15 protein-coding genes and 1 rRNA gene are annotated in these 19214 nt (G+C 55.5%); 6 read left to right on the forward strand and 10 right to left on the reverse strand.

Annotated elements, in window-relative coordinates; genetic code table 11:
- Nucleotides 1-116 (forward strand): 5S ribosomal RNA (rrf, locus tag AC222A_RS07710).
- A 164-nt stretch (nt 117-280) separates the two neighbouring features.
- On the opposite strand, the gene AC222A_RS07715 is transcribed toward rrf, so the two are convergent.
- From AC222A_RS07715 to AC222A_RS07750, 8 genes are all read right to left on the reverse strand, one after another.
- The gene (locus AC222A_RS07715) at nt 281-1171 is read right to left on the reverse strand and encodes an LLM class flavin-dependent oxidoreductase (RefSeq protein ID WP_486774824.1); all 891 of its coding nucleotides are present in this window, start codon (nt 1169-1171) and stop codon (nt 281-283) included.
- Between the two features lie 138 nt (nt 1172-1309).
- Entirely contained in the window at nt 1310-3019 is a 1710-nt protein-coding gene (locus AC222A_RS07720) for a class I adenylate-forming enzyme family protein (RefSeq protein ID WP_486774825.1), read from the reverse strand.
- A 116-nt stretch (nt 3020-3135) separates the two neighbouring features.
- Complete coding sequence (locus AC222A_RS07725; protein WP_372760279.1) at nt 3136-4326, reverse strand: FAS1-like dehydratase domain-containing protein; 1191 nt, start codon at nt 4324-4326, stop codon at nt 3136-3138.
- A gap of 212 nt (nt 4327-4538) precedes the next feature.
- Entirely contained in the window at nt 4539-5549 is a 1011-nt protein-coding gene (locus tag AC222A_RS07730; RefSeq protein ID WP_372759428.1) for an acyl-CoA dehydrogenase family protein, read from the reverse strand.
- A complete protein-coding gene (locus AC222A_RS07735; protein WP_372759429.1) occupies nt 5546-6748 on the reverse strand; it encodes an acyl-CoA dehydrogenase family protein in 1203 nt (400 codons plus the stop codon). Before AC222A_RS07735 ends, AC222A_RS07730 begins: the two co-directional genes overlap by 4 nt.
- Nucleotides 6749-6901: 153 nt before the next feature.
- Nucleotides 6902-7216, reverse strand: a complete 315-nt coding sequence (locus tag AC222A_RS07740) for a Rieske (2Fe-2S) protein (RefSeq protein ID WP_372750201.1) — start codon at nt 7214-7216, stop codon at nt 6902-6904.
- A gap of 97 nt (nt 7217-7313) precedes the next feature.
- The gene (locus AC222A_RS07745; protein ID WP_372809647.1) at nt 7314-8708 is read right to left on the reverse strand and encodes an aromatic ring-hydroxylating oxygenase subunit alpha; all 1395 of its coding nucleotides are present in this window, start codon (nt 8706-8708) and stop codon (nt 7314-7316) included.
- Nucleotides 8709-8751: 43 nt separating this feature from the next.
- Nucleotides 8752-9999 carry a metal-dependent hydrolase family protein gene (locus AC222A_RS07750; RefSeq protein ID WP_486774826.1) on the reverse strand — a complete coding sequence of 416 codons (1248 nt, stop codon included), beginning with the start codon at nt 9997-9999 and terminating at the stop codon, nt 8752-8754.
- Between the two features lie 245 nt (nt 10000-10244).
- On the opposite strand from AC222A_RS07750, the gene AC222A_RS07755 reads away from it, so the two are divergent.
- The 5 genes from AC222A_RS07755 (at nt 10245) to AC222A_RS07775 (ending at nt 17621) form a co-directional block, all read left to right on the forward strand.
- Entirely contained in the window at nt 10245-10727 is a 483-nt protein-coding gene (locus AC222A_RS07755; RefSeq protein ID WP_372748188.1) for a VOC family protein, read from the forward strand.
- 133 nt (nt 10728-10860) lie between these two features.
- Nucleotides 10861-14349, forward strand: a complete 3489-nt coding sequence (locus AC222A_RS07760) for an indolepyruvate ferredoxin oxidoreductase family protein (RefSeq protein WP_486774827.1) — start codon at nt 10861-10863, stop codon at nt 14347-14349.
- A 218-nt stretch (nt 14350-14567) separates the two neighbouring features.
- Entirely contained in the window at nt 14568-15752 is a 1185-nt protein-coding gene (locus AC222A_RS07765; RefSeq protein ID WP_372764449.1) for an acetyl-CoA C-acyltransferase, read from the forward strand.
- Between the two features lie 99 nt (nt 15753-15851).
- A complete protein-coding gene (locus tag AC222A_RS07770; protein ID WP_372748191.1) occupies nt 15852-16613 on the forward strand; it encodes a 3-hydroxyacyl-CoA dehydrogenase in 762 nt (253 codons plus the stop codon).
- Between the two features lie 30 nt (nt 16614-16643).
- A complete protein-coding gene (locus AC222A_RS07775) occupies nt 16644-17621 on the forward strand; it encodes an NAD(P)H-dependent flavin oxidoreductase (protein WP_372748192.1) in 978 nt (325 codons plus the stop codon).
- 92 nt (nt 17622-17713) lie between these two features.
- Here the strand turns inward: AC222A_RS07775 and AC222A_RS07780 are convergent, their stop codons facing one another.
- Together AC222A_RS07780 and AC222A_RS07785 are read right to left on the reverse strand one after the other, a co-directional pair.
- A complete protein-coding gene (locus AC222A_RS07780; protein WP_372748193.1) occupies nt 17714-18151 on the reverse strand; it encodes a nitroreductase family deazaflavin-dependent oxidoreductase in 438 nt (145 codons plus the stop codon).
- Nucleotides 18152-18163: 12 nt separating this feature from the next.
- Nucleotides 18164-19135, reverse strand: coding sequence for a YheT family hydrolase (locus AC222A_RS07785; protein WP_372764447.1), 972 nt, complete (start codon nt 19133-19135; stop codon nt 18164-18166).
- Between the last annotated feature and the right edge of the window lie 79 nt (nt 19136-19214).

The raw sequence follows: 19214 nt of genomic DNA on the forward strand, positions 1-19214 counted from the left end.
CTTGGCGACGATAGAGACGTGGAACCACCTGACCCCATCCCGAACTCAGAAGTGAAACGCGTCATCGCCGATGGTAGTGTGGGGTTTCCCCATGTGAGAGTAGGACATCGCCAAGCTTTAATTTAAAACCCGAGATTCGACTGAGTCTCGGGTTTTTTTATGCAAAAAATTCTTCAAAGTGGCCGCGACCGCAGGCCTGAAGCAAAACCCAATGCTCGGGCTGTCTTCAGTCGGGGGCTATTGCCACAAAAGATAGTTAGAGTGCCTCTCGCTAATATGCTTACAGGGATGCAATGGCCTCAGCAGCGCGATCAACTTCATCCGGGTCTATCGATGTGGGAATGAGTAAAAGCTCGTCTGTCCCGGCGTCGACAAAGGCTTGTAATCGATCTTTTAACTGTTTGGTCGAGCCGCGAAAACCGCCAGCTTGTGCCATTGCCCGGCGTGAGTCGTCATCGAGCCAGTTAAAATAACGTGTTAAATGCGTTTCTAGTTGGGTGTTGGCGTTGTCGCCAAGAGCAAACCAGAATGCGGTGTTTAACACGGGTTGCGTGGTGCGGCCGGCGGTTTTCCAGGCTTCTCGAATTTGCATGAACGCTTGCTTCGCTTCGTCGACTGAACCTGTCATGCTCATTCCGCAAACGCCGTCGGCCCATTTGGCGGCGCTGGCGATGCCTTTCGGGCCCATGACGCCGGCTAGTATTTGCGGCCCGCCGGGCTGATACGGCACGGGTTCGACCGGTAGTAGCGCGCCGTCGACGACCTTTTCGCCGGACCACACGGAGCGCATCGTAGTCACGAATTCTTCCATCACGGCGATGCGCTTTTGTGACAAGTTGGTGCCTGAAGCCTGATAATCTTCTTCCCGTCCGCCGGTTCCTACACCTACTGTCAGGCGGCCCTCGCTGAAAACATCAATGGTGGCAAGTTGCTTAGCCAGAATCACCGGGTTGTGGGTGGGTAGGACAATAACGGTGGTTTGTAACTGCACCCGTTCGGTTAGTACCGCGCAGGCGCCCAGCGTTGCAATGATTTCCGGGCTAGGGAAGCAGGTCCGTTCGCCCAGGGCTAGGCTGTGGAAGGGGCCTTCATCGATTCTACGGCACCATTGGACGAGTATATCGCGGCTCCAGCCGGGCTCGGTTACCGGCAAGGTCATGCCAATTTTCATCTGCTTACTCCAATAGCGTTTTATTGTGGCCTACTATTGGAATTATTATTGCTTATTGCCTTTCATACAAACGCGGTGGTTTAACGGGTTTGGATAAGCCGGAAAAAGTTTTTATGCGGCTGGTCTCCGGAAAGGAAGTTAAGCCTGTGAGGGTTTCTGCAGTCGTTTGATGGCCAAGTTCCGTACATCACCTGCTTTTACCTTTTCATTGCCGGTAAGCGGAAACTCCTGTTCGGAAAAGAATAGAATCTCGCGAGGTACTTTGAAGCTGGCGAGCCGCTCTTTTAGAAAGGACGTGAGCGCAGCCTCAGACAGGCTTTCCCCTTCAATAGGGACAATGCAGGCTACTATCATTTCGCTTAGTGTGTCATGGGGGACGCCTACGGTTTGCGTGCGTTTCACGCCGGGGAAGGCCGCAATGGCGTTATCGACTTCTTCCGGTGACACATTCGCGCCGCCAGTTTTGATAATGTCGTTGAGGCGCCCTTCCCAGAATAGGTGGCCATCAGCGTCGGTATAGCCACCATCGCCGGTACGATAGAAACCTTCGCTGTCAAAACATTCCTCGGGCGCTTTACCCAAATAGCCTTTCATCAAGGTTGGGCCCTTTATGCAGACTTCACCACGCTCACCTAGCGGAACAATGTCGCCGGTGTGTGGGTCTACGATTTTCATCACGTTGCCCGGCAGCAGTGTGCCAAAGTTTCGGGCGTCGGCATTTGCCGGATCGCCGGCGACAAAGGACGACAAAATACTCATTGTTTCGGTGGTGCCAAATGCGTTTGGCATTTCCCACTCGGTATTGGCCGTAGGGTGCTCGAGTATCAGCTCACCCTTGGTGATTTGCTTTAAGGTACTGAAGTCTGCGTTTAGCCAGTCGGGCAAAGACTGTAGCCGCGCCCATTGATGTGGGCGGCCATTCATCAGGGTCACTCGCTCATTCTTAATTAGGGAGAGAACAGCTTTTTCATCGAACAGGGGTTGGAGAATCAACGCGCCGCCAGTGGACAATGCTGTGCCGATAATTATGGTCATCGGGCCGGACCAGAAGAACCCGTTGCCAGTCCAGCTGCGGCAGGGTTCATCCAGCCCCCACAGCCGAGGCCAACGCCAGAACTGAAGAGTAAAGGCGCGTTGGGAATGCAGTATGGCCTTGGGTAGGTTGGTGGTTCCCGAGGAAAAAAACAAACCACCCGCATCGCAGGGGTGGACTTGGTCAGCCCTCGCGTACACGGTGCTTTCAGCTATGTTTTGGCCTTCGACAATAAATGCGTTCCAGTTGAGACTGCTGGCTATTGTCGCTGGAGAGCTGCCTTCGAGCGCGGTGACACCCTTCAGGCTAACCAGGTGCTTCAGGTAGGGTAACCGCGGGGAGTCGATAGCGCCCGGCGCAGCCGCGTGCAGCGCAGGCTCCAGTTCAGACAGGATGGCACCAAAATCCTTTTTCAGTACTCGATCCTCGTAGAGCAGCACCGAGATCTCTGACATCTTCAGCAAATGCTCTAGCTCTAAGGGTGTTGAAAAGGTGCTGATGACGACGGCGACCCCGCCGGCCATGGCAGTGCCGAATAAGGCGCTGAGATATTCCGGACGATTGGTCATCAGAATACCGACACGGGTGTCTTTGCTGACGCCGCAAGCAATCAGGGATCTCGCTACCGCGACGGATTCCTCCCACAAATCCTGATAGCTCCAGCGTATAACGTGGCCGTTGTGGTGCATGACCACCGCTTCGTTGTCACGATAGCGCTCTGTGACTTCTTTGATATAGCCGGGCAGGGAGAGGGCGCCGAGTCCGGGCTCTTCGCTAAGGGGCGGGGCATGGATGAGGGAGGGGGCTTGGTTCATTATTATTCCACAATAGCACTAGTGGGAGCTTTCCGAAGCGACCGTTGGCCGAAAGCGAGCGGCCCTGCTGGTAGCAGATTTGCCAGCAGGGCTGGCTCCCACAATAAAAACCTCGTTTAGTAAGGCAGCTCTACTTCCGCAGTGGCACTCAAAATCACATCTCCATCCTGTGTTGTCTGTTTCACTTTCACCACAACCACCGGCATGCCATAGGGGGACATTTCAATTTTGTCGATTACTTCGCCGTCGATGTAAGTCACATCCCCTTCGAAGGCCGGCTGGCGGAACTGGGACTTCGAGTGCCAGATATAGCCGTTGTGCCCGGCCCAGTAAGCCACGTAATCGTGGAACCAGGAACTCATCGACGCGCCGTAGCCGTAGGCGCCGCCCATGCCCACATCCTCGGCCTTGTCAGCGTTGATATGACCGCTTGAGGGCCCGTGGAACAGACCATCGCCCTGGCGCGGATCAAATTTGCGTGCTTCGTGATCGTAAGTCATATTTTCGGCAAAGCCGGCGTCTTCCTTGGCCGGGTCATACACGCCTTCGGGCACATTCCAGCGCCAGGTGCCCCAGATATTCTGGCGGTGAGCGCGGCATTCCAATGCGAAAGTGACTACGCTGTGCGGGCCTACGACGCGGCGTGGCAACTTGTCGCCAATGTTTACCTCTTCAAAGTGAGGTGAAACACCTTCGCGGTTGGACATGATCCAATCCAGTCGAAGTTTGTTTACTTCGTCCAGCTCGGACTGTGTCCATTTTTTAGGAACGCGCTGCTCCTTGTCGTACATGCCGCGTTTTTTGGCTTCTTCACGCAGATAGCGAATTGCGGTGGAGCGCTCCTTGGCGATCAAGGCTCCATTCTGATTGCGGTGAACGGTGTCGCCTCGGGCGAATACGGTGGGGCCGGCAAACTTGGTTTCGGCAATGCTGTAACCGTCAAAGCGACGATTTTGAAAGAGCTTGTCGCCGGGACGAACAGGCGAACCGTAGAACCACCATTCCTCGCCGCCAAAAATAAGATGCGAGCCGGGAATTTTTCCGACACAGGCCGGGTGGCAGCCGTGACCGTAGTCCATGGCAACCGTAAAAGATTGCGGTGCGACAATACCACCCCATTTCGACGTGCGGGCGAACTCTTCATCCCAGTGAACCGGATTGGGGTAGTCCATAGCCTGCACCCAGCGACGGATATCGGTGGCGTTGCAGGGGTCCCACAGCTCAGCAAAAATGATGGGCTTCCCAACCCACTTGTCGACATCGCTCATATCCAATTGAACGGTGCTATCTTTTGCTTGTGCAGACATGGTTACATTCCTTCACGTTTAAGGCGTCGCTCATCACCACAATGGCAGTGACGGCCAAGTATGGAAATGATGCTACTCCAGCCCACAAGTGGACTCTCAGCACATTGTGCGATTGCTTGGACATTCTGTGCAAATCGGATGGGTAGGGTGTAGCGACTGGCTCGCCGCCAGTGCAGCCTCTCTCCCGTGGGAGAGAGGCTTTTGACGCATAGTCATAGGGTCGACAGAAACTGCTCGGCAATGCGGTGTTCGTAGCTTTCACTGTCACCGAGTTGCTGGTTGAGCAGGGCCCGTTTCAGGAACAAATGGCAGGGGTGCTCATCGGCCATGCCGATGCCACCGTGCAGTTGCAGACAGTCTTCGGCGGTATTCATGAAGGTTTGGCAGGCCAGTTGTTTGGCTGCCGCCGCTTTTGTCATAGGCTCAGTGTTGTTCAGTGCGTCGAGTAACATGGCCTCGCTCGCTGCGATAGCAGTTTTCATATCGGCGCAGCGGTGTTTCAACGCCTGGAACATGGCCAGTGGTCGACGAAACTGAACCCGCGTATTTAAGTGTTCAACGGTCATGGCGAGCAGGGCAGTGGCGGCGCCGATGGCGTCGGCAGCCAGTGCGTAGTCGCGCAGAGCCAGCAAACGATTTATCTGTTTAACCGCCGCTTCCCCGGTGGCGAGAACGGTCTGTTCTGCCAGAGTGATGCCGCGAATATCTACATCAAACAGCGAGCGGGTTTCATCCCAAGTTTTTCGCGGTTGACGATCTATGCCGGTTTGGCTGAGATCAAGTAGCACGAGGGTTTTCCGGTCCTGAGTCCATACAAGCGCATGGCTAGCGATATCGGCGCAGAGTGCTGCCTGAAGTGTTCCGCTCAGCTTGCCGTCGGTTATCGAAACACCGGATTCTGCCAGTGTTGCGGTAGCCGCGTTACCGCTAATCAGGGTGGAAATCCAGCCAGCCTTGTCATCCAGAGAGCTGTTGCAGACGGCATCAATGGCCAGCATAGTGGTCATTGCCGGCGCGCCGGAGAGGCCTCGTCCCAATTCCAAGTGCACGGCGGTTGCAGCAGCATCGCCCATACCCAGTCCATCGAGCTCTTCCGGGATGCCGACCATAAGCCAGCCGAGTTCAACGCATTGGCTCCAGAACGGGGCAGCGGCACCATAGCCCTCGTGGCCGTCAACAACCTGCCGGACGGAATCGCGCAATTCATTTAATTCAACGCTCATGATTTGCCGCCTTCGTCCAATTGCCAGGTTTTGGGTTCGCGCGGCATACCCAACATACGTTCAGAGAGGATATTGCGCTGCACTTCATTGCTGCCGCCAGCAATAGACCAGTTGTAAGAGTTCATGAAATCCAGCGTCCAGTTGCCGGTTTCCTGGGTGGCACCGCGCATAAATCCGCCGTGGTACTGACCTTCCAGCCCGTTCACTTTGGTACCCAACGCAACCAGCTTGCGCAGCACTTGCGCGTAGTAGAGTTTGACAATGGAGGCATCGCCCACCTGCTCAGTGCCGGTTATGCGTTTCTGTAGATATTGATCGGCAACCGCACAGGCGGCATCTACCTGAGGGATGAGGGCGCCGAGCTCGTGGCGAATAACCGGGTCGCTATCTTTGCCACGCGCCTTCATGGTGTCGGCGAGCAGTCGCAGACCAAACTGCATGCGCTGGGTAAGCTCGACGAGTGTTAGCCCCCGCTCAGAAGCCAGCGTAGCCTGCGCCACAGCCCAGCCGTTACCTTCTTCGCCGACAAGGTCTTCGATCGGCACTTCTACGTCGTCAAAAAAGATTTCGGCGAATTCGTCGTCGCCGGTGATCTGCGAAATCGGCACCACCGAAACCCCGGGAGATTTCATATCCAGCAGCAGATAGGTTAGCCCTGCCTGTGGTGGGCCAGACTTGTCGGTGCGCGCCAGCAGCAAGCAGCGGTCTGCGTATTGGGCCATGGTGGACCAGGTTTTCTGGCCGTTAACAATGTATTTGTCACCACGGCGTTCGGCGCGGGTTTTGAGTGAAGCAAGATCTGACCCTGCATTGGGTTCGGAGAAGCCCTGACACCAGATTTCGCCTTTGAGAATGCCTGGCAGGTATTTTTCTTTCTGGGCTTCACTGCCACATTCGAACAATGTGCAGGCGGCGTGGTAAAGGGCCACAAAGTAGAGAATCAGGCGCGGTGCGTCAGCGCGGGCAATTTCTTCAAAAATGACTTTTTGTTCGGACAGTGAGCGTCCGCCGCCGGACCAGCCTTCGGGCCAGTGGGTGGTGGCGTAACCGGCGTCGACCATTTTGCCAAACCAGTCTTTTTGCAGGGCGACAAAATCTTCTTGCGCGACATTGGTCATGGCCGGGCGCCAGGCGGCAGGTTTGTTGGCTTCAAGCCAGGCGCGAACTTCGGCGCGCAGGGTGTTCAATTCTGCTGTCATAACGTGCTTGCTCGTTTAAAGCCCTCTTCCATCGGGAGAGAGTTTGTGTGAGGGGCGTTTTGGGTGGGAATGAGCTGGTTGGGCTCCCTCACCCCGTCCCTCGCGAATCGTCGCACCGCCCCGCGAGAGAGAGGCCATTCTGCTGTGAATGGCTTAAACGGCGACCTCTATCCAGTCTTCTACCACGCGCACTTCATACCTTGGAACCGGCTGGGTTGCTGGCAGGTTCAGTGCCTCGCCAGTTTCCAGGTCGAATTTCGCGCCGTGCACCGGGCAGGTGATAGCGCAACCGCGCATTTTACCGCCGCTCAGCGGTTTCTTCTGGTGAGAGCACCAATTCGAAACGGCTAGCAGCTTTTTGTCTTTGGTGTGGCATACCAGCACCCAAGTATCATTGATCTTAGCGGCTTTTTTGCTGCCTGGCGGAATTTCATCAGCCTTGCAGAATTGCGTGAAAGTAGTCGACACTGTTGTATACCTCGCAGGAAGTTTACTGCTTTTCTGCAGGAAAGTGAATTCGGGGTGTGAAAACGGGGGAGCCGAGTGGCTCCCCCGAGGGGGCGGGTTAATTTCCGTAGACGTACTTTTCAACTGTCTGTTCAAAGTGGCGCACACGGATTTCCTGATAGTTACCCAGAGTGATGCCGGGTTTGGCACTGGCTTCTACCCCCTGTTGTTGCAGCAATAGGTTTTCGGTGTCCTGATCCAGAATCACACCAAAGCCTTCGTCCATGCCTTCGGCTTCGGTGAACGACTGATGCTCTTCCAGATGCACGCATTCTGCGGGGTCGGGTCGCTCGCCGTCTTTTGGTAGCGGGCGCAGGAAAAAGACCTCGTACAAGCACTTGCGAAGATCGCCGGGCACCGGGCGGAAGCGGTAGATCATCGGTAGGGAAACGCCAGCAAACAGGAACAAGTTGGGGAATACGGTATAGGAAAAGCAGTCCAGCAGTTCCGAGTCTGATATATGGCTCAGGTCTGCGTTGGCGGCTTCCTCAAACATTTTGCGGAACATATTGGCCATGGCTTGGCGGGCGCTTTCGCCTTCGCCGAGCTTGCGCTCGGTGTCGCCCAGGGCGCCACTGTCACCGAGCGTGAACTGGTCGAGAATATCCTGTTCGGTGATTTCCCCCGCAAGGTGAGGGCTGACCACACCCAGTGGTGAAATAAAGCGATCCACATGTTCGCCAAACACATCGTACTGGGAATTGGCGTCAGCGTTAGAGGGCGCAACCTGTGGGTGGGTTTCAATGACGTGGTAGGCCTCCATGAAGGCCTCCATGGTGAGCTTCCAGTTGGCGGGAATCACCTTACTGACATGGCAGTGAATATAGCGGTCTTCGAGCTTCCACGCGTTCAAGTGGCTCATAAACTCGTTGCCAAGGTATTGCTCCATCGGCGGTGCGTTGTGATCCATGTTGATAAACACAAAGCCAGCAAGTACCTGAACTTTGGCTTGAGGTAATTCAAATTCTTCCGCTTTAACATGGGGGAAATCCCAGCCGTTTTGCGCAAACTGAAGGCTGCCGTCCAGATTCCAGGTCCAGCCGTGGAAGGGGCATTTGAACTCGTGGGCACAGCCATCGGTGCCGGAAGCGCGCAACTTGGTGCCCCGGTGCAGGCACGCGTTATAGTAGGCGCGTATTTCGTTTTCTGCGACACGGGTAATCAGGAAGGATTTGCGACCGATGTCGTAAACGTAGTAATCGCCCACATCGGGAATATGCTCTTCGCGGCAGGCAAACTGCCAGGTACGCGTCCAAAGGTTTTCGTATTCTTTTTTCTCGAATTCTGGATCGTAGTAACGGTCGGTCGGAATATCCTCATCGCCAAGGAATTCATAGGATTCGCAACGAACCCACGAAGGTGCAGCGACGGAATCTTTGGCTATGATTTCCTGAGTGCTCGGCGCGTCGGGGCAGCGGGCTTCACCTTTGTCGAGTTTGGCTTGGGCAGTCATTTTCTCTCTCCCATTAGTAAATGCGTTCTTGTAATACGTTGAGTCAAATGGCGTTTTTATGAACCGCGCCGCCTTTGATTATCAGTTTCAGGTTGTCGGCTGGCACCAGCACGGCGGGGTCGTTCAGGGGGTCTCCGTCTACCAGCACCATATCGGCCAGATAGCCCTCCTTGAGTAGCCCCAGCTTTTCCTCACTGCCCATGGTCATCATGGCGCCACCGTTTGCGGTGGCGCAGATCAGGGCTTCCTCGGCGGTATAGCCAAAGTACTGAACGAAGAAGCCGACATCGCGGGCGTTCGTGCCGTTGGGACTCCAGGCAAAGCCGTAATCACCGCCAATGACGTGTTTGATGCCGCGCTGGCGCAGGGCGTTGTGGGTAATTGCCGAGGCCTCAAGCAAGCGGTCGATTCCCATAGCCTTAGCAATATTGGCGCTCATATAGGGTTCGGCTTCATAGAGGAGGGTGTGGAACAGGCTGACGGTCGGCGCTACGTAGACCCGTTCTTTATGCTCTTCGAACAGATCCAGCGTTTCCTCGTCGGAAAATTCGCAGTGGAACAGCACATCCACGCCTGCTTTCAGGCAAATTTGGGCGCCGCCGATGGAGCGTACGTGGGCATTGACCTTGCGGCCATAGGCGTGGGCGGTATCCACCGCCATTTTGACCTCGTCATACGTCATGGGCGTGGAATGCGCCGGAGTATTTGGATAGAACGGATCGCCGGAAACATCCAGTTTGATGTTGTCGCAGCCTGCGCGGCAGGCCAGCCGCACGGCCTTACGCATTTCTTCGGGCCCATCGATTATATGGGAAGGGCCACCCGGTCGTGGATCGTGAGCTTTGCTTTCGTCGCCCATACCACCGGTTACGGAGATTTCCAGAGATCCGGCGCGAATGCGCGGGCCTTTGAGATTGCCGGCGTCAATCTCGTTGCGTACGGCAACACCTAGCCGGAGTTTGGCTTCCGAGGCACCCCAGACGCTGGTAAACCCCTGATCGAGAAGGCGCTCGGCGACGCGAGCAGTAAGCAGGGTATGTTCTTCCGGCGGTGGCGTGATCAGGCTTTCAGTGGCGGTGACATTGTCAAATGACAGGTGGCCGTGACCTTCGGTCATGCCGGGCATTAGAAACATGCCCTTTGCATCGATCAGGTCGCAGCCGTCGGTCGGCAGACTGCCTTCTTTGGCAATTTTCTGTATGCGATCACCGTCAATCAGCATATCCCCAGCGAAAGCCTTGGCGCCCGTGGCATCCCAGATCTTTGCGCCGCGGATCAGTGTCTTGCTCATGGTTCTGTCTCCTGAGGTAGGCCCGAATCCGTGGTTCGGGCATCTTATTCAGCATGGCAATCATTATGCCTATAGGGGGTAAGCCCCTAAATGACCGAGGCAGCATAGGCACTTGCCTGCTTGTGTGGGGTGGCTTACGAGGTGGCGGGGGAGGGATTAGACTGTTTGGGTACTCAGGGAATGGCCAGGTGCTCGGCGTCGAGCGTCGGACCGCGACCGACAACGCAGCAAGGAGAAATCCCACCATGATAAGAGGCATACACCACATCGCGGTTCACGTACACGATATGGACAAAATGATCAGGTTCTACAAAGAGGCCTTTGGTTTCGAAGTGGTTGGCGAGCCCTTCAGCTGGGAAAACAACGAATTTATCGATCGTATCGTTTCCGTCAAAAATTCTGCGGCTCGTGGCGCCATGCTCAAAGCGGGCACCTGTTATATGGAGATGTTCGAGTATCAGAAGCCTGCAGCCAATAATACCAAGGGGCTCGACCCTTACGACAAGGGCTACACCCACTTCTGTGTAGATGCCATCGGTATTGAAGAAGAACTGGTGCGCCTGAAGGGCCTGGGAATGACCTTCCCGGAAGACGGGCCAATTGTTATGGATCACGTGAAAACCCTGTATGGCCGCGACCCCGAGGGCAATCTGATCGAAATTCAAGAAACCATCGACGCCAACTGTGATTTTCCGCTGGATAACCTGCCGCCGGTTGGAAAGAAGTAAGTGATTTCAGAATAGTCAGTGTGGGCGCGAGCCTTGCTCGCGAATGGGCAGTGCAGCCAGAAAAGATTCGCGGGCAGGGCCAGCTCCCACTTCCACAGAAAGCCTCAAGCAAGCTCCTGAGTAACTGAATGTAATGTCAAAGCCTGTTGTCACCCTCAACGACAAATACCTGCAAACCAGCGGGCAAGTGTTCCTCAACGCCAATCAGGCGCTGGTGCGCCTGCCGCTGGATCAGGCCCGCCGCGATGCCGCGCAGGGCCTGAAAACCGCGGGCTATATTTCCGGCTACCGGGGTTCGCCGCTCGGTGTTTACGACTCGGCCTTGTGGAGTGCCCAGAAACTGCTCGATGAACACAATATTGTGTTTAAACCGGGCCTGAACGAAGAACTAGCCATCAGTGCTATTCGTGGAACCCAAGAACTGCATTGGTTCGGAAAATCCGAGTACGAGGGTATTTTCGGACTCTGGTACGGTAAGGGCATCGGTGTGGATCGCGCCTGCGAATCCATGAAGTTGGGGAATTTGGAGGGCGCGGCCGAGAAGGGTGGGTTCCTAATTGTGGCTGGCGATGACCACGGCGGTAAATCCTCCGACAGCGCCCACCAGTCTGAAAATACCTTGATGGCGGCGCTGGTGCCCATTCTCTATCCCGCGACCATTGCTGAAATCATCGAGTTCGGCCTGTTCGGCTGGGCCATGTCGCGTTACAGCGGTTGCTACGTGGGCCTGAAAACCATTACCGATACGCTGGATCTCTCAGCTTGTATTGAGCTGCCGGATGCGCACAAACCCTATATCACGCCGAACGATGTGATTGTGCCGCCGGAAGGACTGAATCTGCGCCCGAATTTGCCTGCGCTGGTGGAAGAGGAATGGCTGGTCAATTACCGCCTGCCCGCCGCCACCGCCTTTGCCCGCGCCAACGGCATTGACCGCGTAGTGATCGACGCTGAACAGCGCAATCTCTCTATCGTGACCGCAGGTAAAGCCTTTCTGGATGTCAGGCAGGCACTGGAAGATCTAGGGCTAACGCAAGAGAAATACCGCGCTATCGGTCTGCGCTTATACAAGCCGGGACTGGTCTGGCCGATGGATGCCCGGGGTTTGAATGACTTTGCCAAGGGCAGTCGCGCAGTGCTGGTGTTTGAGGAAAAACGCCCGGTAATGGAAGAACAGATTGCGCGTGCGCTCTATGATTTGCGTGACAGCGAACGGCCAAAACTGGCCGGCAAACTGGATCTGGAGCGCAAACCCCTGCTGCCGTCGGTTGGTGAACTGAGCGTCTGCCATGCCCGTCATGCGCTAGTGACGCTGCTGCGCCAGTTAAACTTGTCCGACGATGAACTCGAAGCGCGTTACAGTCAGTTTGAAGCGTTGGAAGAAAAGAGCAAAACCGTCGGCGGCCCGATGGTGCGTCCGGCCTATTTCTGCTCCGGTTGCCCCCACAATACCAGCACCAAATTGCCGGAAGGCTCCAAAGCCATGGGAGGTATTGGCTGCCACGGGCTGGCGGCGGTGGTGATGGATCGCGACACCATGCAGTTTATGCCAATGGGGCATGAGGGTTCACCTTGGCTCTCAGTGCATCAGTTCGTTGATACCAAGCACATGTTCCAGAACATGGGCGATGGCACCTATTCCCACTCGGGCATTCTGGGCGTGCGCGCGGCCGTTGCAGCCGGCGCCAATATCACCTTTAAAGTGCTCTACAACGACGCGGTGGCCATGACTGGCGGCCAGCCGGTCGAGCAGCAGATTTCGCCGCTGGACATGGTGAATCAGCTGCTGTCGGAAGGGGTAAACCCCGTTTATCTGGTTAGCGATAACCCCGATCGTTATGCCGGTGATACCTTGCCGGAAAAAGCGCGGCTTGCCCACCGCGATGAACTGGACAGCATCCAGAAAATTCTGCGCGATACCGAGGGTGTAAGCGGCATTGTTTACGAGCAAACCTGCGCTACTGAAAAGCGCCGTCGCCGCAAACGTGGCCTGATGGACGATCCGGACAAACGTTTGTTTATCAACCCGGAAGTCTGTGAAGGCTGCGGTGATTGCTCTGTGCAATCCAACTGTATTTCCATTTTGCCACTGGAAACCGAACTGGGGCGCAAGCGCAAGATTGATCAGTCCACCTGCAACAAGGACTACAGTTGCGTTAAAGGCTTTTGCCCCTCGTTTGTCACTGTGGAAGGGGCCCAAATTGCGGTGCGCTCCAGTGGTGATCCTCAGCGTCTGGAGCAATTAATCAGTTCACTGCCGGCTCCGGCGATGGCGCCGCTAAGTGATGATGGGTATAACCTGCTGGTAGCCGGTATTGGTGGCACCGGCGTGCTTACCATCGGTGCCTTGCTGGGAATGGCGGCCCATCTCGACAACAAGGGCGCAACTATTCTGGATATGACCGGTATGGCGCAAAAGGGCGGGGCGGTCACCAGTCATATCCGCATTGGGCCAGACCCGAAAGGCATCTACACCTCGCGCCTCAGCGAAGGGATGACGGATGTGATTCTGGCCTGCGATATGATTGTCGGCTCCAATGCGCCGGTGCTGAAAACGGTCAAGCCCGGCCAAACCACTGCTGTACTCAATAACGACGTAGCACCTACCGGTGATTTTCAAAGCAACAAAACCCTCGATCTGGGTGAAGCGCGGCTGCGTAACGCGATTATCGAGGCGCTCGACGGCGGTGCAATCTTTGATATCCACGCCAGCAAGCTGGCCACTGACCTGACTGGCGACAGTATCGGCACCAATATGCTGATGCTCGGCTTCGCCATTCAGAAAGGTTTGCTGCCGCTCAGTCTGGAGTCGGTGCAGCAGGCGATACGCCTGAATGGCACATTTGTGGAAGGCAATCTGCGAACTCTCAATCTGGGGCGGCTGGCAGCACATGACCCGCAAGCCTTGGCCGCAGAAATTAATGACAAACCTGAGTTAGTGTCGCTGGATTCGGTCGATGAGGTATTGGCGAACCGTACTGCGTTGCTAAATCGCTATCAGAACGAAACTTACGCCGAGGACTACCGCCGCTTTGTGGAGCGGATAAGAGCGCAAGTAAATGGGATTGCAGGTGGTGAGGAGTTTGCCCGGCAGGTCGCACTCACATTGGCCAAACTGATGACCTACAAAGACGAATACGAAGTGGCGCGCCTGTATAGCGATCCAAAATTTATGGCGCGCATTCGCGAGCAATTCAGCGGTGATTTCAAACTGACGCTGAATCTGGCGCCACCGATACTACCAGGCAGGGACAAGGCTACCGGTCGCCCTAGAAAGCGGGAATTTGGTCCGTGGATCCTGAGCGCACTTCGGTTGTTGGCCAAGATGAAGCGCCTGCGCGGCACGGCGTTCGATATTTTTGGCTATTTCCCGGAGCGCAGAATGGAGCGGCGTTTGATCAGCGATTACCGGGCATTGATTACAGAGACGGTAGGCCAGATTACGGTCGAAACGCTGCCAATAGCCATTGAGCTGGCTGCCGCTGCTCGGGATATTGGCGGCTACGGGCCGGTAAAGGATGCATCGGTCACGCGTTATCTCGAAGTTGTGGGCAATTTGAGAGCGGCTTTGCACAACCCGCCTCAAGCCCAGGCCATTGAGCTGAAAGTCACGCAGCTCTAACGACTGGCAACTTGGAAACGTTACGGCTTCGGGCTAAGATACACTCTTATTAATACCCAACACTGTCGATCAGTGTTATACGTGAAAACATTGCTATTCAATGGGTTAGCCAGTCTTTGAGCTTGCTTGGCGCTGAATAGGGCTGGCAATTACCGCTACGTAAAGTCTTACAATACGCCGCAATTCCGAGCTTGATTCAGTCTAATTAGGAGTTTGTTATGTCATCAGATCCGGTCGTTATTGCGTCTTATGCTCGCACACCCATGGGAGGCTTGCTGGGGGATTTCGCGTCGGTTAAATCCACTGATCTGGGTGCAGCGGCCATCAAAGCAGCGGTTGAGCGCGCTGGAGTTTCCGGTGACGCGGTAGACCGCGTCTACATGGGCTGTGTACTGCCCGCCGGTCTCGGTCAGGCGCCTGCCCGTCAGGCAGCGCTTGCCGCCGGGCTGCCGCGTTCAGCCCAGTCCACCACCGTGAACAAAATGTGTGGTTCAGGTATGCAGGCACTGATTATGGCCTGCGAAAGTCTGATGGCTGGTACGGCGGATGTGATCGTCGGTGGTGGTATGGAGTCGATGACCAATGCACCCTATCTGTTGCCAAAGCACCGTAGCGGAGCGCGAGCCGGTCACGATGTGGTGAAAGACTCCATGTTTCTTGACGGTCTGGAAGATGCTTACGAGCAGGGCACTGCGATGGGGGTCTTTGCCGAAAACAATGTGAAGAAGTTTGGTTTTACCCGCGAAGAGCAAGACGCATACGCCATTGAAAGCTTGAAGCGTGCCAACGACGCCATCGCCAGCGGTGCCTTCGAAGATGAAATTACACCGGTTGAAGTTGCCACGCGCGGCGGCAACATCACCGTGTCGGTAGATGAGCAACCGGGCAAAGCGAAGGTGGAAAAGATTCCCCACCTGAAACCCGCATTCGCTAAAGACGGCACCGTTACGCCCGCCAATTCTTCGTCTATTTCCGATGGTGCTGCTGCGCTGGTATTAACCCGTGAAAGCGTAGCTAAAAAACTGGGGATGAATATCTGCGCCAAAGTATTGGCCACCGGCTGCCATGCTCACGAGCCGGATGACTTCCCCAGCGCACCGGTACCGGCGATGAAGAAAGTGATGGCTAGCGTAGGCTGGTCAGTGGCAGACGTAGACCTGTTTGAGGTGAATGAAGCCTTTGCGGTGGTGGCGATGATCGCTATGAAAGAGCTTGAACTGCCGCACGAAAAAGTGAATGTCAACGGTGGTGCCTGCGCTTTGGGCCACCCGATTGGCGCATCGGGCGCGAGGATTATGGCCACTCTGTTGGCGGCCTTGAAAAACCGTGGCTTGAAGCGCGGTGTGGCCGGGATTTGTCTGGGCGGTGGCGAAGCCACTGCGATGGCTGTGGAACTGGTTTAAGCGTTTTTTGTGCGAGCTTGCCTTGCAAGCGACATCTAACATGGCTGGGAGTTCGCGTGAAAAGCAAACTCCTGCAGGGAATAACAATCGAGGGTATTTATGGAAATCAAAGGAATTGCAGCGATCGTCACTGGTGGTGCCTCCGGTCTGGGTGCGGCCACCGCAGAAATGCTGGCTGCTAACGGCGCAAAAGTTGCGCTGTTCGATATGAACGAAGATGCGGGCAAAGCGCATGCAGAAAAGATTGGCGCCACGTTCATCAAGGTTGATGTGACCAACGACGATAGCGTCAACGCGGCGATCGAACAGGCAGAGCAAGCGCACGGTGTTGCCCGTGTACTGGTGAACTGTGCGGGTATTGCCACCGGCGCCAAAACGGTAGGCAAGGAAAATGCGCCGCACCCTATGGATCAGTTTCGCAAAACCGTTGAAATCAATTTGATTGGCAGCTTTAACGTTTTGAGCAAGTTTTCAGCCCGCTTGGCTGCGGCTGCACCGATTGGCGAAGAGCGGGGTGTCATAATCAATACTGCCAGTGTGGCGGCGTTTGAAGGGCAGGTTGGGCAGGCGGCCTATTCTGCGTCCAAGGGTGGCATTGTCGGTATGACGCTGCCGGTCGCGCGGGATCTGGCGCCGCTCGGTATTCGCGTTATGGGTATTGCGCCCGGAATTTTCTACACCCCGATGATGGCCGGTCTGCCACAAAATGTGCAGGACTCGCTGGGTAAGCAGGTGCCATTCCCCAGTCGTCTCGGGCAGCCGAGCGAGTACGCCCAGCTGGCGCAGAGTATCATCACCAACCCCATGCTTAACGGCGATGTCATTCGTCTGGATGGCGCCATACGTATGCCCCCGCGTTAATCGCGTCAGCTTTTTTATCGGAGAAACACTATGAAGTTGCAAACGCGTATTACGCAAATGTTGGGCATTGAATACCCTATTGTACAGGGTGGCATGATGTGGGTCGGGCGCGCCGAGCTGGCGGCGGCGGTATCCAATGCCGGTGGTCTGGGTATTATTACGGCCTTGACCCAGCCCAGTCCGGATGACCTGCGTAAGGAGATTGCGCGCTGTCGTGAGCTCACGGATAAACCTTTTGGTGTAAACCTCACCATATTGCCGTCGGTAAATCCGCCGCCGTATGCTGAATATCGCAAGGCCATCATAGATAGCGGTATCAAGATTGTTGAAACTGCGGGCCACAATCCGCGGGAACATGTTGAAGACTTCAAGGCTAACGGTATAACCGTGCTGCACAAATGCACCGCTGTGCGTCACGCCCTATCGGCTGAACGCATGGGTGTGGATATCATATCCATAGACGGTTTTGAATGCGCGGGGCATCCCGGTGAAGATGATATTCCCGGACTGATCCTGATTCCGGCTGCGGCCGACAAGGTGAAAATTCCGATGCTGGCCTCGGGCGGTTTTGGTGATGGTCGGGGACTGGTGGCGGCACTGGCGTTGGGTGCCGAAGGAATCAACATGGGCACCCGCTTCTGTGCAACAAAAGAAGCACCGATTCACGACACCATCAAACAGTTGTTGGTGGATCAGGATGAGCGTGATACTAATCTGATCTTTCGCTCGCTGCGCAACACCGGTCGCGTGGCCAAGAACAGCGTGTCGGACAAAGTGGTGGAAATCCTGAAGAACCCGGAGTCCACTTTTCAGGATGTGTCGCATCTGGTTAAAGGTGCCGACGGCCGCGTGGCACTGGAAACTGGAAACCCGGATGCCGGTCTGGTCTGGGCTGGTCAGGTGCAGGGCTTGATCAACGATGTGCCGAGCTGTGAGGAACTGCTGCAGCGCATCGTGAAAGATGCCAGAGACATCATCAACAGTCGCCTGCCAGGCTTCGCCGCTTAAGTACTTAATGCAAGTGCCTAACGTTAGTGATTAGCTCGCCGCACGTAATGAGTGCCTCGCTCTCCTGACAGGCGCGGGAGGTACTCATTGTATTAGTTCAGTACTTCAAGCGTGCGCAATAGAATCACTGGAATCGTTCTTCCGTACTCGGCTTGCGCCGCATGCCAGTATTGCACGATGCGAGGGTTCACATCCGCCATGGCATCCCAATACTGCAGCCGTTCGGCTTCCGTAATTTGCTGTGCTCGAACACGCCGTTTTTCCCGTCTGAATTGAATATCGAACTCGGGATGGGCCCGCATATTGTAGTACCAGGCGGGCATTTTGGGGCCGCCGTTATTGGATGCCAGTATCAGCAGACCTTCGGGGTGGTCATAGCAAGCTACGGGAATGCTTCGTATCTGCCCGGATTTAGCGCCAATCGTATGCATCATGACCATGGGGATGCCCATCAAGTTGCTGCCGATGCGGCCGCCGGTAGCTTGATATATCGATCGGTGTATGCGGGTAACCCATTGCCAGTCTGCCATGCGGTACTCCGTCTAATTGTTGTTGAACAGTTCCAGAAGCCGTTTGTCGACCCAGCTGTCGAGCCGGTAATTGCTCACATAACCGCAGTGGCCGCCATGAGCGGTGGATTCGACCGTGAGATTAGGCGCTTTTGCCAGGTTCGGCAAATCCTCTGCGCCACAGATGGGGTCGTCCTGGGCGGCGATAATGTGGCAGGGGGCCTCCAGATGCGACAGGGCATCACCAATAATGGCGTAGGCCAGCAAATAGGTATTGGCGTCCTTGAAGCTGGTGAAACGCGGTACAAAAAACTGATTCATCTCGCGCAGAGATTTCAGTGTAAGCAGATCTTTCTCGTAACCCAGTTCGGGGAAGTGTTTGAGCTTTGTGCGCAGTGAGCGTTTCCATTTTCGGACAAAATATTTTTCGTATAGCCACCAGCCGCTATCAAGCGCCTCCATAGTATTGACCGGGTTGAGTACCGGGCAGATCGCCGCCACCTGATCTAGCCGAATGGCGTGATCCCGGCAGTTGGCAGCCACCCGCAGCGAAAAATTGCCGCCCAGCGAAAACCCCGCCAGATAATTGCGCTCATGTGGGAAGGTGGTTTGAATCCATTCCACCGCACCGAGTGCATCTGTCAGGCGTGTTGACGTGAACAGCTCTTTGTTCAGATGATGGCTGGGGCCGTGGTCGCGCTGGTTCAGACGAAATACGTTGTAACCGGCTTCAAACAATGCGCCGCCAGAAGACAGCATATAGGTGGATTTAGAGCTACCTTCCCAACCGTGAATCAGTATCACGAGCCCCCGATTCTCGCCGCTTTGCTCGGCATATTCTCCGATCAGTCGGGTGCCATCGCGGCATTCAACCAATACCTCGCGGCTGGCCGCTTCCAATTTTCGGGCGCGATTACCAATGCGCAATCTACGCAGGCGAGTAGAGGCGAGAAGGGATTGAACATGGGCGTTGCGTAACAGGGGTGGGGGCTGAAAATGTGTCATGGGCTCCGGAAACCGATGCAGGGTGCGCTTACCTTAGCCTAATCCAAGCGGAGGATAAACGTGTTCTGTGGGTTGATTT

The sequence above is a fragment of the Litorivivens sp. genome (assembly GCF_057445395.1).

What these genes read in the sequence shown, in the direction of transcription:
- AC222A_RS07715 (WP_486774824.1), bottom strand. Translation starts at nt 1,171, where the DNA reads ATGAAAATTGGCATGACCTTGCCGGTAACCGAGCCCGGCTGGAGCCGC.
- AC222A_RS07720 (WP_486774825.1), bottom strand. Translation starts at nt 3,019, where the DNA reads ATGAACCAAGCCCCCTCCCTCATCCATGCCCCGCCCCTTAGCGAAGAG.
- AC222A_RS07725 (WP_372760279.1), bottom strand. Translation starts at nt 4,326, where the DNA reads ATGTCTGCACAAGCAAAAGATAGCACCGTTCAATTGGATATGAGCGAT.
- AC222A_RS07730 (WP_372759428.1), bottom strand. Translation starts at nt 5,549, where the DNA reads ATGAGCGTTGAATTAAATGAATTGCGCGATTCCGTCCGGCAGGTTGTT.
- AC222A_RS07735 (WP_372759429.1), bottom strand. Translation starts at nt 6,748, where the DNA reads ATGACAGCAGAATTGAACACCCTGCGCGCCGAAGTTCGCGCCTGGCTT.
- AC222A_RS07745 (WP_372809647.1), bottom strand. Translation starts at nt 8,708, where the DNA reads ATGACTGCCCAAGCCAAACTCGACAAAGGTGAAGCCCGCTGCCCCGAC.
- AC222A_RS07750 (WP_486774826.1), bottom strand. Translation starts at nt 9,999, where the DNA reads ATGAGCAAGACACTGATCCGCGGCGCAAAGATCTGGGATGCCACGGGC.
- AC222A_RS07755 (WP_372748188.1), top strand. Translation starts at nt 10,245, where the DNA reads ATGATAAGAGGCATACACCACATCGCGGTTCACGTACACGATATGGAC.
- AC222A_RS07760 (WP_486774827.1), top strand. Translation starts at nt 10,861, where the DNA reads ATGTCAAAGCCTGTTGTCACCCTCAACGACAAATACCTGCAAACCAGC.
- AC222A_RS07765 (WP_372764449.1), top strand. Translation starts at nt 14,568, where the DNA reads ATGTCATCAGATCCGGTCGTTATTGCGTCTTATGCTCGCACACCCATG.
- AC222A_RS07770 (WP_372748191.1), top strand. Translation starts at nt 15,852, where the DNA reads ATGGAAATCAAAGGAATTGCAGCGATCGTCACTGGTGGTGCCTCCGGT.
- AC222A_RS07775 (WP_372748192.1), top strand. Translation starts at nt 16,644, where the DNA reads ATGAAGTTGCAAACGCGTATTACGCAAATGTTGGGCATTGAATACCCT.
- AC222A_RS07780 (WP_372748193.1), bottom strand. Translation starts at nt 18,151, where the DNA reads ATGGCAGACTGGCAATGGGTTACCCGCATACACCGATCGATATATCAA.
- AC222A_RS07785 (WP_372764447.1), bottom strand. Translation starts at nt 19,135, where the DNA reads ATGACACATTTTCAGCCCCCACCCCTGTTACGCAACGCCCATGTTCAA.